The organism is Variovorax sp. P4_D9 (assembly GCF_056401695.1).
This window is the reverse complement of record NZ_JBFUIU010000228.1, coordinates 1-12,073: the sequence shown is the minus strand read 5'-3', so window position 1 is coordinate 12,073 and position 12,073 is coordinate 1. Positions and strand designations below refer to the sequence as shown.

Genomic DNA, 12,073 nt, shown 5'->3' with positions numbered 1-12,073 from the left:
ACGGCGACGAGGCGCTGCGCTGGCCGCCGCAGGTGCCCGGTCGCACCGCGCAGGCGCTGATCTCGCGCGCATCGACGATCTACGGCGGGTCGCAGGAGATCCAGAAGAACATCATCGCCAAGCTCGCCTTCGGGCTCTAGGCAGCTAGGCAGCTAGGCAGGAACGGAGACATGGACTTCAACCTGAGCGAAGAGCAGCAGATGCTGCGCGATGCCGCGAACCGCTACGTGCGCGAGCAGTACGGCTTCGAGGCGCGGCGCCGGCTGCAGTCGGCCGGCAGCGCGTCGACGCCGCACTGGGCGCAGTACGCCGAGATGGGCTGGCTGGGGCTGGGCATCCCGGAGGCCTTCGGCGGCCTGGGCTGCAGCTTCGTCGAGACCGCCCTGGTGGTCGAGGAACTCGGCCGTGCGCTGGCGCTCGAGCCCTATATCGGCTGCGCGGTGCTGGCGGCGCGGCTGGTCGAGACCGCCGACGCGCCGGTGTTCACGGCGCACCGGCGCAGCGAACTGCTCGAAGCCATCGCCGGCGGTGCGCTGCAGATCGCGCTCGCGCATAGCGAGCCGGCCGGCCGCCACGAGCTGGACGCGGCGTCCACCGCGGCGCGCGCCGAAGGCCAGGGCTTCGTGATCGAGGGGACCAAGCTGATGATCCCGGGCGCGCCGGGCGCGGATCTTTTCATCGTGTCGGCGCAGGTCCCGGGCGAAGGGCTCGCGCTGTTCCTGGTCGAGAAGGGCGTGACCACGCTGCACGGCTATCCGCTGATCGACGGCACGCAGGCCGCCGACCTGGAGCTTCGCTCCGTCTTCGTGGCGGCCGACGCGCGGCTCACGGCCCCCGGCAGCGGCCTCGCGAAGCTCGAAGAGGCGCTCGACCGCGCCGCGCTCGCGCAGGTGGCCGAGGCCCTGGGCTGCATGGAAGCGGTGCTCGAGACGAGCAGCGAGTACCTGAAGACGCGCCAGCAGTTCGGCCAGCCGATCGGCCGCTTCCAGGCGCTGCAGCATCGGATGTCTGAGATGTTCGTCGAGGTCCAGGAGACGCGATCGATCCTGTACCGCGGCATCGCCAGCCTCGACGGCACGCCGGCGGTGCGCCGGCAGGCGGTCTCGGCCGCGAAGGTGCTGCTGGCATCGTCCGCCCGCTTCGTCGGCGCGCAGGGCATCCAGCTGCACGGCGGCATCGGGCTCACCGACGAGTACCCGATCGGCCACTACTACAAGCGGCTGCTGGCGCTGACGACGCTGTACGGCGACGGCGAATGGCACCTCGGGCGCTTCGTCCAGGCGCAATTGGAGACGGCGGCATGAACCTCGACCACTACCGCAGCCTCGCGCTGCGCCGCGACGGGCGCGTACTTCACGTGAGCTTCAACCGCCCGGAGGCGCTGAACGCGTTCGACACCGCGATGCACGACGAGCTCGAGCGCCTGCTTGGCGAACTGCCTCGCGACGATGCGACGCATGTCGTCGTGCTGACCGGCGCCGGCAAGGCCTTCAGCGCCGGCGGCGACGTCGAGCAGATGCAGCGCCTGGTCGAGCGCCCGTCGCTGATGGTGCCGGATGCGACGATGGCCAAGCGCCTGGTGATGGGCCTGCTCGATGTCCCGCAGCCGGTGATCGCCAAGGTGAACGGCGCCGCGATGGGCCTGGGCGCGACGCTGGCCCTGTTCTGCGACATCATCTTCGCCGCGAACCACGCGAAGATCGCCGATCCGCATGTGAAGGTCGGCTTCGTCGCCGGCGACGGCGGCGCGGTCATCTGGCCGCAGCTCATCGGCTATGCGAGAGCCAAGCAATACCTGCTTACCGGCGATGCGATCACCGGTGAGGAGGCGGCCGCGATCGGGCTCGTGAACTTCGCGTTGCCGGCCGAGGAGCTGGATGCGGCCGTCGACGCCTGGGCCCAACGCATGGCCAGCGGCGCACGGCGCGCGATCCAGTGGACCAAGGCGACGATCAACGTCGGACTCAAGCAGATCGCCGCCTCGGTGATGGATGCCGGCATGGCCTACGAGCTGCTGTCGAACCAGACGCGTGACCACGCCGAAGCCGTCGCTGCGTTTCGCGGCAAGCGCGCGCCTGATTTCAGCGGCGACTGAACACTCGAACTCAAGGAGCAAGCGGATGGGCATGGTTCAAGACAAGGTCGTGGTCGTGACCGGCGCCGGTGCCGGCATCGGGCGCGACTTCGCGAAGGCGTTCGCCGCGCATGGCGCGAAGGTGGTGGTCAACGATCTCGCGCGCGACAAGGAGACCGGCCAGACGCTGGCCGAATCGGTGGTCGCCGAGATCAGGGAAGCGGGCGGGCAGGCGGTGGCCGCGGTGGAGAGCGTGGCCGAATGGGATTCCGCCCACAAGATCGTGCAGGCTGCGCTCGACAGCTTCGGCCGCATCGACTGCATCGTCAACAACGCCGGCATCGTGCGCGACCGCTTCATCTTCAACATGAGCAAGGAGGAGTGGCAGGCCGTCGTCGACGTGCACCTGAACGGATCCTTCTACATGACGCGCGCGGCGGCGCCGCATTTCAAGAGCCAGGAGAGCGGCAGCTACGTGCACATGACCTCGACCTCTGGGCTCATCGGCAACCTCGGCCAGGGCAACTACTCGGCCGCGAAGATGGGCATCGTGGGGCTGTCGAAGTCGATCGCTCTCGACATGGCGCGGTTCAAGGTCCGATCCAACTGCATCGCGCCCTGGGCGTGGACGGCGATGACGGCCGGCATCCCGGCCGACACGCCGGAAGAGAAGGCGCGCGTCGAGAAGCTCAAGAAGATGGAGAGCGCCAAGATCGCTCCGCTGGCGGTGTACCTCGCGAGCGACCGCGCCGAGAAAGTCTCGGGGCAGATCTTCGGCGTGCGTGCCAACGAGATCTATTTCTTCAGCCAGATCCGCATGATCCGTTCGTTGCACCGCGGCGGGGGCTGGACGCCCGAGATGATCGCCGACGAGGCCATGCCGGCCTTCGAGGCCAGCTTCTTCGAGAACGTGCCGTCGATGAAGTTGACGCCATGGGATCCGGTGTGAGGAGGAGCAGGGCATGAAGGCATTGGTCGCAGTCAAGCGCGTGATTGACTACAACGTCAAGGCACGGGTCAAGTCCGACGGCACCGGCGTCGACCTGGCCGGGGTCAAGATGTCGATGAACCCCTTCGACGAGATCGCGGTGGAGGAAGCCGTCCGCCCGAAGGAGGCTGGGGTCGTCGCGCTACGCGACGCTGCCGAACATCATGTAGGCGAAGAAAAAGCCGCTCGAAACGATCGCCGCGTCGTCGCTCGGTGTCGACCTCGCGCCGCGCACGCAGTTGCTGAAGGTCAGCGAGCCGAAGCAGCGTGCCGGCGGCGTCAAGGTGGGCGACGTGGCGACGCTGATCGCCAGGCTGAAGTCCGAAGCAAAGGTGATCTGAGATGGCGATCCTGATCCTCGCGGAACATGAGCATGGCGCGATCAAGGGCGCCACCCGGTCGGCCGTGACGGCCGCGACGCAGATCGGCGGCGAGCTGCATCTGCTCGTCGCCGGCCACCATTGCGAGGGCGTGGCCCGGGAGGCCGCGGCGATCGGCGGCGTCGCGAAAGTGCTGGTGGCCGATGCTGCCGCCTACGCGCATCCGCTCGCTGAAAGCCTCGCGGAGCTGGTCGCGGCGCTGGCGCGCGACTACGGCCATGTGCTCGCCGGCGCCACCTCGGCCGGCAAGAACGTGATGCCGCGCGTGGCCGCATTGCTCGATGCGGCGCAGGTTTCCGACATCACCGAAGTGATCGCGCCGGACACCTTCGTGCGCCCGATCTATGCCGGCAATGCGATGGCCACCGTGAAGGCCCTGGATGCGATCAAGGTCCTCACCGTGCGCGGCGCGGCCTTCGAAGCGGCAGGTGGCGGCGGCTCGGCGACGGTCATGCCGGTACCGGCCGGCCCGGCCAGCGAAACGTCGCGCTTCGTCGGCCAGGACCTGACCGTTTCCGAGCGGCCCGAGCTGACCGCGGCGCGCATGATCGTCTCCGGCGGCCGTGGCATGGACAGCAGCGAGAACTTCCACCTGTTCGACCAACTGGCCGACAAGCTCGGCGCCGCGGTGGGCGCGTCGCGCGCCGCCGTCGACGCCGGCTATGCGCCGAACGACTACCAGGTGGGCCAGACCGGCAAGATCGTCGCGCCGCAGCTGTATGTCGCCGTGGGCATCTCGGGGGCGATCCAGCATCTGGCCGGCATGAAGGACAGCAAGGTCATCGTCGCGATCAACAAGGACCCGAGGCGCCGATCTTCGGCGTGGCGGACTACGGCCTGGTGGCCGACCTGTTCCAGGCCGTCCCTAAGCGGACCGGGGCGCTGTAGAGGCCGCCATGGAACCGCGCTCGGGTAGCATTGCAAGCCTGACGGGCCCGACCGAACTGAGCGGCCCGTCCAGCCTGCACGGAGATTCAATGGCCACCAAGAAAATCGTCGAAGACAACAACACAAGCCTGGCCGCCGATCGCGATGTCACCGGGCCACGCTCGCTCACGAGACTGCTCGGCCTGTTCGACGTGTTGTCGATGACGCCCGACGGCATGTCCCTGGCCGAGCTCAACGTCACGCTCGAGTCCCCGAAAAGCAGCCTGCTGAACCTGCTGCGCCCCCTGGTCGCGGAGGGCTACCTGATCCACAGCGCCGGCCAGTATCGGCTGGGGCCTTCGATCTTCCGGCTCGCCGCGAGCGTGATGTCGGCCTGGAACTTCCCCAAGATGATCCGGCCGTTCATGGAGGAGCTCTGCCAGCGCACCGGCGAATCCGTGCTCTTGGGTGTGCTGAACCGGGAGGCCGAGGTGCTGACCTACGTCGAGATCATCGACAGCCCGCACCCGGTGCGCTACCAGATCCCGGTGGGGACCACGCGGCCGCTCTATGCCAGCTCCGCCGGGCGGCTGCTGCTCGCCTATACCGAGAAGCGTTGGCGCGATGCCTACCTGTCGTCGGTGCAATTCAAGGTCAAGACGGCGATTCCGCTCACGCGCGCGTCGCTCTCGCGCGAGCTCGACCGGATCCGCGCCGAAGGCGTGTCGACCTCGGTGGACAACTACATGGTCGGGCTGGCCGCCGTGGCTGCGCCGGTGTTCGACGGTGACGGCAACTGTGTCGCCTCGCTGAACATCGCCGGGCCGTCGGATCGCTTTCGCAACGAGCTCGATCAGCTGAAGGCCGCGGTCACGGAAGTCGCGGCGAGGGCTTCGGGCGTGGTCGGTGGGGTCGAGGCACGAGCGGCCTAGCTCATTGCGCCTCCGGCCGCCACCCGCCGCAGATGGTGTGCGGTGTCGCCGAACAGCATCTCGATCACCGACAGCCGCCGGAAGTAGTGTCCGGCCTGGCATTCCTCGGTCATGCCGATGCCGCCGTGCAGCTGGATTGCCTCCTGCCCGACGAAGCGCGCGCTCTTGTTGATCTGCACCTTGGCGGCGGAGATCGCGCGGCCGCGCTCGGCGGCATCGGGTTCGCCGCACATCATCGCAGCATAGAAGGCCATGCTGCGCGCCTGCTCGACGGCGACCAGCATGTCCACCGCACGGTGCTGCAGCGCCTGGAAGCTGCCGATCGCGACGCCGAACTGCTTGCGCACCTTCAGGTACTCGACGGTGATCTCGTGCACCCGCTCCATCGCGCCGACCGCTTCGGCGCACAGCGCGGCCGTGGCGATGTCGACGGCGTGTTCGATCAGCGGCAGTGCGGCGCCCTCGGGGCCGAGCAAGGCGTCGGCACGCACGTACGCCGCATCGAAGCGGATGTCGGCGGCGCGCTGGTGGTCCTGCGTGCGATAGCCGCGGCGCGTGACGCCTGCCGCGGCCGGGTCGACGAGAAACAGCGACACGCCGTCGCGCTCGCGCGCGTCGCCGCGCGTGCGCGCCGAAACGATCAGCCGGTCGGCGCTGTCACCGGCAAGCACGAAGCGCTTCGTGCCGCAGAGCCGCCAGCCGTCGCCCTCGCGCTCGGCACGCATCGTCACGTCGGCCAGGTCGTAGCGCGACTGGGCCTCGGCGCAGGCGAAGGCCAGCGTGCGCTCGCCGGCGACGATCGCGCCCACCTGCGCATCGCGCTGCCTCGCCGCGCCGGCCTCGCGCAGCAAGGCGCCACACAGCACCACCGTCGGGAGGTAGGGCTCGAGCGCGAGCGCACGGCCGAGGGCCTGCATCACGATCAAAGTCTCGACGGGGCCGCCGCCGAGGCCGCCGTCGCCCTCGGCGAAGGGCAGGCCGAGCAGTCCCATCTCGGCATAGCGTGACCAGAGCGTGCGGCTGTAGCCGGCGGGCTCGTCGCGGCTGGCGAGGCGCTGTTCGAAACCGCAGCGTTCGGCCAAAAGCCGCTGCAGGCTGTCCTGAAGCATGCGCTGCTCGTCGGTGAGGTCGAAGTCCATGGTGGGTCAGAGTCCGAGCACGGTCTTGGCGAGGATGTTGCGCTGGATCTCGTTCGAGCCGCCGACGATCGACACGTGCCGCGCCCAGTAGTGGTTGGCGGCGATCGTCAGCGCCCAGTCATCGGCCTCCTCGGCGGCGTCAGGCCGGCCGGCGACGAAGCCGGGATCGAACTCCAGCGCGTGCAGCCCGGCGACCTCCAGCAGCAGCTCGGCCGCCGCCTGCTGCAGCTGCGAGCCCTTCATCTTCAGGATCGACGACTTGGGGTCGGGCTTGCCGTTGGGGCGCTTGGCCGTTTCCGAGATCAGGCGCATCTGCGTGATCTCGAGGGCCTTCAGCTCGATCTCGATCTCGGCGACGCGCTCCTGGAAGCGCTCGTCCTCGATCAGCGGCCGGCCGCCTTGCATCACCCTCGCGGCGAGCTGCCTGGCGCGGCGCACCCGGAACTTGGAGACGCCCACGCGGGCGATGCCGCTGCGCTCGTGGCCGAGCAGGTACTTGGCGTAGTCCCAGCCCTTGTTCGCTTCGCCGACGCGGTTCGCCACCGGGATGCGCACGTTGTCGAGGAACATCTCGTTGGTCTCGTGGTGTCCGTCGATCGTCACGATCGGCCGCACCGAGATGCCGGGCGAGCACATGTCCATCAGCAGGTACGTGATGCCCTGCTGCTTCTTCGCTTCCGGATCCGTGCGCACGAGCAGGAAGCACCAGTCGGCATGGTGGGCGGTCGAGGTCCACAGCTTCTGGCCGTTGATGACGTAGTGGTCCCCGTCGAGGACGGCGCTGGTGCGCAGCGCCGCCAGGTCCGAACCGGCACCCGGCTCCGAGAAGCCCTGGCAGAACCAGTAGTCCATGCGGGCGATGCGGGGCAGGAAATGGCGCTTCTGTTCTTCGCTGCCGAAGGCGATCAGCGTGGGCCCGATCATGTTCATGTTGAACGAGATCGGCTCGGGCGCCGGGGCCATCGCGAGCTCTTCCTTGAAGATGTACTGCCTGACCGCGTCCCATCCGGTACCGCCCCATTCGGGCGCCCACGAGGGCGTCGCCCAGCCGCGGTCGTGAAGGATGCGAACCCAGCGCTTCATCTCGTCCTTGCCGATGCGCTGGCCGAGCTCGCACTTGCGGCAGATCTCGGGCGGCAGAGCCGTCGTGAAAAAAGCGCGCACTTCGTCGCGAAACGCGAGTTCTTCTTCGGTGTAGCGAAGGTCCATGGAGTGTCTAGTCGATGACGCCGTCGCGTCGCAGTGCCGCGATCTTGTCCCGGGAAAACCAGGCCGACAAGGCCCGGTCGGTGTTTGCGGGCGTGAGCGGCTGCGGCGGCGTCGGGGTGGCGGGCATGCTGCGCGAGAAGCGCGGCGCCGGTGCGGATTGCACGATGCCGTCGATCTCGACCAGGCTGCCGCGCGCCTTCAGGTGCGGATGCCGCGTGGCCTCGGCGAAGTTCAGCACCGGCGACACGCAGGCGTCGGTCCGCTCGAGGCGCGCCGCCCAGTCGTCGCGCGTGCGCGTCTTGAACTTGGCGGCGAGCAGCGCCTTGGCGGGCTTCCAGTGCTCGCGCGCCGTCTGCGGGCCGAGCGTTGAGGCGTCGATCTCCAGCCGGGCAAGCAAATCGGCGAAGAACTTCTCCTCGATCGGCCCGACCGCGATCCAGCGCCCGTCGGCGCACTCGTAACAGTCGTAAAAGTGCGAGCCGCCGTCGGTCAGATTGCCGCCGCGGCCTTCGCGCCAGATGCCGCCGGCGACCATGCCGTGGAAGGTCGTCGCCAGGTGCACGGCGCCGTCGACGACCGCCGCGTCGACGACCTGGCCCTGGCCGGTGCTGCGCGCCTCCAGGATCGCGGCGAGCAGTCCGATCGCCATGTACAGCGATCCGCCGGCATAGTCGCCGAGCAGGTTCAGCGGGATCGACGGCGGCTGGCCTTCGCGGCCGATCGCCTCCAGGATGCCGGTGATGGCGAGATAGTTGATGTCGTGCCCCGCCACCTGCGCCAACGGGCCGCTCTGTCCCCAGCCGGTCAGCCGCCCGTAGGCCAGGCGTGGATTGCGCGCAAGGCAGATGTCGGGCCCGAGGCCGAGGCGCTCGGTGACGCCGGGGCGGAAGCCTTCGATCAGGGCATCGGCCTGTTCGACCAGCCTGAGCACCGCCTCCACTGCGGCCGGTTGCTTCAGGTCGAGTGCGATCGCCCCGCGGTTGCGCAGCAGCGTGTTGAACTTCAGCGGCCGCTCGATGCCGAGCTTCACAGGCTGCTTGCGGTCGACGCGAATCACGGTGGCGCCGAGGTCGGCGAGCAGCATCGCGCACATCGGCCCCGGGCCGATGCCGGCCAGCTCGACGACCTTCAGGCCGGCCAGCGGTCCCGTCATCGGCCGGCCTTCCCGAGGAGGCTGTTGGCGATGATGTTGCGCTGGATCTGGTTCGTCCCCTCGATGATCTGCACCACCTTCGCGTCGCGAAAGTAGCGGTTGATCGGGTATTCGGACGACACGCCGGCGGCGCCGAAGAGCTGCACCGCATCGGTAGCGACCTTCATCGCGACATCGGATGCGACGCACTTGGCCATCGCCGCCATCGGCGCCAGTGCCCGGCCGGTCACGCCGGCGTCGACCATGGCGGCAGTGCGGTAGACGAGCTGGCGCGCCGCTTCGGTCTGCATCACCATGTCGGCGAGCATCCAGCGCACGCCCTGGAAGTCGCTGATCGCTTGGCCGAATGCGCGCCGCTCCCGGATGTACTCGACGGCGTGGTCGATCGCGCCTTGTGCGATGCCGACGGCACGCGCCGCGACGATCGGGCGGCTGGTGTTGAGCGCCTCCATGGCGACCTTGAAGCCTTCGCCGCCCTCGGGGCCGAGGCGGCTCTCCGCCGGGATCCTCGCCTCGTCGAAGAAGAGCGGGCACGACGGCACGCCGCGGGCGCCCATCTTGTCTTCCTTGCGGCCCACCGTTAGCCCGGGCGTGCCGCGATCGACGACGAACAGGTTGATGCCGAGCGACTGGCCGGCTTCGTCCTGCGTCTTCGCGGCGACCAGGATGAAATCGGCGATGCCGGCGTTGGTGCACCAGATCTTCGCTCCGTTCAGCACGTAGCCGTCGGCCGTGCGGCGCGCGGTGGTCTTGATGCCGGAGACGTCGGAACCGCTCTGAGGCTCGGTCAGCGACAGCGCACCGCGCAGTTCGCCGCTCGCCAGCCCCGGCAGCAGGCGCTGCTTCTGCGCCTCGGTTCCGCCGGCAAGGATCGCGCCGAACGGGGTCCACTGCACGACCAGCAGGTAGCCGGTGTTGTAGCAGACCCGCCCGAACTCCTCGACCGCGACGCAGGCCGACAGCGTGCTGCCGGTGCCGCCGTATTCGGCGGGGAAGGGCAGCGCGAACAGGCCCAGCCCCTTGAGCAGCTCGAACATGTCGTGCGGGTACTCGGCCGTGCGATCGATCTCGTCGGCGCGCGGCGCCACCTTGTCACACGCCACGCGGCGGATCAGGTCCTGAATGGCCTTCTGCTCATCGCTCAGTTCGTAGCTCGGGGAGGACACGGTTTGGTCTAATATATGAACATCGTGCAAAATTGTGAACGAACGACCCGAAGCCGTCAAGAAGCGTTTCGAATGAAACGGTTGGCGCTAGGGTGTGTACCAATACAGGAACATTGAGCGAAAATTAGAATACACAACTGTATTTGAAGGAGCCAGTCATGCAAGCAATGAGCCGTGAAGAGAAGCGTGAGATCACCAAGACCCGCCTGCGAAGATCCGCCACCAAGGCGTTTGCCGGCCAGGGCGTCGGTGCGGCGTCGGTGGATGGCATCAGCCAAGCCGCGGGCCTGAGCCGCGGCGCCTTCTATGCAAACTACGCCACCAAGGAAGACATGCTGCTCGAGCTGATGAGCGAGTGGCTCGAACGCGAAGCCACCGAATGGGGCACGGTGGTCGCCGAGGCGCCGGACGCGGAGGCCGTGTTGCAAGGATTCCTGGCGCGCTTCCGGCGCTCCCGCCGCGACGGGGATGGTGGTTTGCTGTGGGTCGAGCTCACTTTGCATGCCGAGCGCCATCCCGACTTCGCCGTCCACTACCACGCCTTCATCACCGCCCATCACCGGCACGTCGCACGCGTCTTCGCAGCCATGTTCGAGAAGGCAGGCAAGGAGCCGCCGGCCGCGCCCGAAGCGCTCGCCGCGGCGGCCCTGTCCTTCGGCACCTCGCTGGCGCTGCAGAGCGGACATGGCGCGCAGCGCGGCAACACCGCCTACGCCGGAGACATGTTCCTGCTCTACCTGCGCGGGCTGCTGGCGGTTGCCGGCCCGGCACGCGCATCGCGCCCCATGAGCCGCACGGCCCGCACTTCGCCCGAGAGGTCCCCGACATGAGTCACTCCGTTGCCGACCGAACCCCGCCGCACGTGCCCGCCGCGCTGGTGCACGAGTTCGACCTCTACAACGTCGAGGTCACGGGCGGCGACTATCACGCCGCGCTGAAGCGCCTTCACGATGCTGGCATCCCCGACATCTTCTGGACGCCGAAGAACGGCGGGCACTGGGTTGCGACGCGCGGGGAGGACATCTACGAGATCTTCAAGGACGCTGAGCGCTTCACTTCGCAGAAGCTGGTGGTGCCCGCCGAGCGCAACACGCACCGGATGCCCCCGATTTTTCTCGATCCGCCGGAGCACACGAAGTACCGCACGCTGCTGTCGCCGCTGCTGTCGCCGAAGGCGGTGTCGGCCCTCGCGGGGCGAGCGCGCGAGCAGGCGATCGAACTGATCGAGGGCTTTTATCCGCACGGCCGCTGCGAGTTTGTCGCCGAGTTCGCGCAGCACCTGCCGATCGGCATCTTCATGCGCATGGTCGACCTGCCGGTCGAAGACCGCGAGAAGCTGCTGGCCTGGGCCGACCAGCAGGTACGCCCAAGCAGTGAAGCCGAGCGCGAGCAGAGCTACATGAATATCTTCGGATATGCCGCGCAGAAGGTGAAGGAACGGCGCGCGAACCCTGGGCCGGACGCGATCAGCCAGCTGACCAAGGCACAGGTCGACGGGCGGCCGATCACCGACGAGGAGGTGATCCCGATGGTGGCGCTGGTGTTGATCGGCGGCCTGGACACCGTGGCCTCGGCAATGGGTTTCGCGGCGCGCTTCCTGGCCACCAGCCCGGCGCACCGCCAGGAGCTGATCGAACACCCGGATCGGATCCCGGCGGCGGTGGAGGAACTGCTGCGCCGCTTCCCGGTCGTCAACCAAGGGCGCATGGTGCGCGAGGACATGCAGTACAAGGGCGTCCAGATGAAGGCCGGCGAGATGATCGTCATGCCGACGACGCTGCACGGCGTGGACGATCGCCAGTTCGATGATCCGATGGCGGTGAACTTCCAGCGCCGCACGCCGATCCATTCGACCTTCGGCAACGGCGCGCACCGTTGCCCGGGCTCGCTGCTGGCGCGCACCGAGATGAAGATCTTTCTTGAGGAATGGCTGAAGCGCATTCCCGACTTCCAGATCGAGCCCGGCAGGGAATGCGGTGTGCGCGCCGGCGTCAATGCCACGCTGTTCGAGCTGCCGCTGGTCTGGGAGGTGCGCGCGCGGTGAACACGAGGAAATGGCAGTGCTTCTTCTGCGCCCACGTCTACGACGAGGCCCTCGGCGATCCTGACCACGGCATCGCGCCCGGCACCGCCTGGGCCGAGGTGCAGGACGACTGGTGCTGCCC

At 68.3% G+C, this 12,073-nt stretch carries 11 protein-coding genes and 2 pseudogenes; 9 read left to right on the top strand and 4 right to left on the bottom strand.

Annotation, left to right across the window (positions count from 1 at the left end; genetic code table 11):
* Positions 1-170 precede the first annotated feature (170 nt).
* The 6 genes and pseudogenes from AC1DY5_RS23465 to AC1DY5_RS23440 all read left to right on the top strand — a co-directional run bounded on the left by AC1DY5_RS23465 (position 171) and on the right by AC1DY5_RS23440 (position 5,241).
* The gene (locus tag AC1DY5_RS23465; protein ID WP_478115235.1) at positions 171-1,304 is read left to right on the top strand and encodes an acyl-CoA dehydrogenase family protein; all 1,134 of its coding nucleotides are present in this window, start codon (positions 171-173) and stop codon (positions 1,302-1,304) included.
* The gene (locus tag AC1DY5_RS23460) at positions 1,301-2,095 is read left to right on the top strand and encodes an enoyl-CoA hydratase/isomerase family protein (protein ID WP_478115234.1); all 795 of its coding nucleotides are present in this window, start codon (positions 1,301-1,303) and stop codon (positions 2,093-2,095) included. The genes AC1DY5_RS23465 and AC1DY5_RS23460 overlap by 4 nt, the downstream gene beginning before the upstream one ends.
* Positions 2,096-2,120: 25 nt before the next feature.
* Positions 2,121-3,023: an SDR family NAD(P)-dependent oxidoreductase gene (locus AC1DY5_RS23455; protein ID WP_478115232.1), complete on the top strand. Its 903-nt coding sequence runs from the start codon at positions 2,121-2,123 to the stop codon at positions 3,021-3,023.
* Between the two features lie 13 nt (positions 3,024-3,036).
* Positions 3,037-3,403: pseudogene (locus AC1DY5_RS23450) on the top strand (hypothetical protein).
* Between the two features lies 1 nt (position 3,404).
* Positions 3,405-4,330 (top strand): annotated as a pseudogene (locus AC1DY5_RS23445) (electron transfer flavoprotein subunit alpha/FixB family protein).
* Between the two features lie 89 nt (positions 4,331-4,419).
* Complete coding sequence (locus AC1DY5_RS23440; RefSeq protein ID WP_478115230.1) at positions 4,420-5,241, top strand: IclR family transcriptional regulator; 822 nt, start codon at positions 4,420-4,422, stop codon at positions 5,239-5,241.
* Here the strand turns inward: AC1DY5_RS23440 and AC1DY5_RS23435 are convergent.
* From AC1DY5_RS23435 to AC1DY5_RS23420, 4 genes are read right to left on the bottom strand one after another with little or no spacing between them, the layout of a single operon-like run.
* A complete protein-coding gene (locus AC1DY5_RS23435; protein ID WP_478115228.1) occupies positions 5,238-6,380 on the bottom strand; it encodes an acyl-CoA dehydrogenase family protein in 1,143 nt (380 codons plus the stop codon). The genes AC1DY5_RS23440 and AC1DY5_RS23435 overlap by 4 nt on opposite strands.
* A gap of 6 nt (positions 6,381-6,386) precedes the next feature.
* The gene (locus tag AC1DY5_RS23430; protein WP_478115226.1) at positions 6,387-7,589 is read right to left on the bottom strand and encodes an acyl-CoA dehydrogenase family protein; all 1,203 of its coding nucleotides are present in this window, start codon (positions 7,587-7,589) and stop codon (positions 6,387-6,389) included.
* Positions 7,590-7,596: 7 nt separating this feature from the next.
* Positions 7,597-8,742 (bottom strand): CaiB/BaiF CoA transferase family protein, encoded by a 1,146-nt coding sequence (locus tag AC1DY5_RS23425; protein ID WP_478115224.1) that lies wholly within the window; start codon positions 8,740-8,742, stop codon positions 7,597-7,599.
* Complete coding sequence (locus AC1DY5_RS23420) at positions 8,739-9,908, bottom strand: acyl-CoA dehydrogenase family protein (RefSeq protein ID WP_478115236.1); 1,170 nt, start codon at positions 9,906-9,908, stop codon at positions 8,739-8,741. The genes AC1DY5_RS23425 and AC1DY5_RS23420 overlap by 4 nt, the downstream gene beginning before the upstream one ends.
* A 158-nt stretch (positions 9,909-10,066) precedes the next feature.
* On the opposite strand from AC1DY5_RS23420, the gene AC1DY5_RS23415 reads away from it, so the two are divergent.
* From AC1DY5_RS23415 to AC1DY5_RS23405, 3 genes are all read left to right on the top strand, one after another.
* Entirely contained in the window at positions 10,067-10,738 is a 672-nt protein-coding gene (locus AC1DY5_RS23415) for a TetR/AcrR family transcriptional regulator (protein ID WP_478115222.1), read from the top strand.
* Positions 10,735-11,952 (top strand): cytochrome P450, encoded by a 1,218-nt coding sequence (locus AC1DY5_RS23410; protein ID WP_478115220.1) that lies wholly within the window; start codon positions 10,735-10,737, stop codon positions 11,950-11,952. The genes AC1DY5_RS23415 and AC1DY5_RS23410 overlap by 4 nt, the downstream gene beginning before the upstream one ends.
* The coding region (locus AC1DY5_RS23405) for a rubredoxin (RefSeq protein ID WP_478115218.1) at positions 11,835-12,073 on the top strand (239 nt) is incomplete at its 3' end. The genes AC1DY5_RS23410 and AC1DY5_RS23405, both read left to right, overlap by 118 nt.

Coding starts and splice junctions, on each gene's coding strand:
- AC1DY5_RS23465 (WP_478115235.1), top strand. CDS start 171: ATGGACTTCAACCTGAGCGAAGAGCAGCAGATGCTGCGCGATGCCGCG.
- AC1DY5_RS23460 (WP_478115234.1), top strand. CDS start 1,301: ATGAACCTCGACCACTACCGCAGCCTCGCGCTGCGCCGCGACGGGCGC.
- AC1DY5_RS23455 (WP_478115232.1), top strand. CDS start 2,121: ATGGGCATGGTTCAAGACAAGGTCGTGGTCGTGACCGGCGCCGGTGCC.
- AC1DY5_RS23440 (WP_478115230.1), top strand. CDS start 4,420: ATGGCCACCAAGAAAATCGTCGAAGACAACAACACAAGCCTGGCCGCC.
- AC1DY5_RS23435 (WP_478115228.1), bottom strand. CDS start 6,380: ATGGACTTCGACCTCACCGACGAGCAGCGCATGCTTCAGGACAGCCTG.
- AC1DY5_RS23430 (WP_478115226.1), bottom strand. CDS start 7,589: ATGGACCTTCGCTACACCGAAGAAGAACTCGCGTTTCGCGACGAAGTG.
- AC1DY5_RS23425 (WP_478115224.1), bottom strand. CDS start 8,742: ATGACGGGACCGCTGGCCGGCCTGAAGGTCGTCGAGCTGGCCGGCATC.
- AC1DY5_RS23415 (WP_478115222.1), top strand. CDS start 10,067: ATGCAAGCAATGAGCCGTGAAGAGAAGCGTGAGATCACCAAGACCCGC.
- AC1DY5_RS23410 (WP_478115220.1), top strand. CDS start 10,735: ATGAGTCACTCCGTTGCCGACCGAACCCCGCCGCACGTGCCCGCCGCG.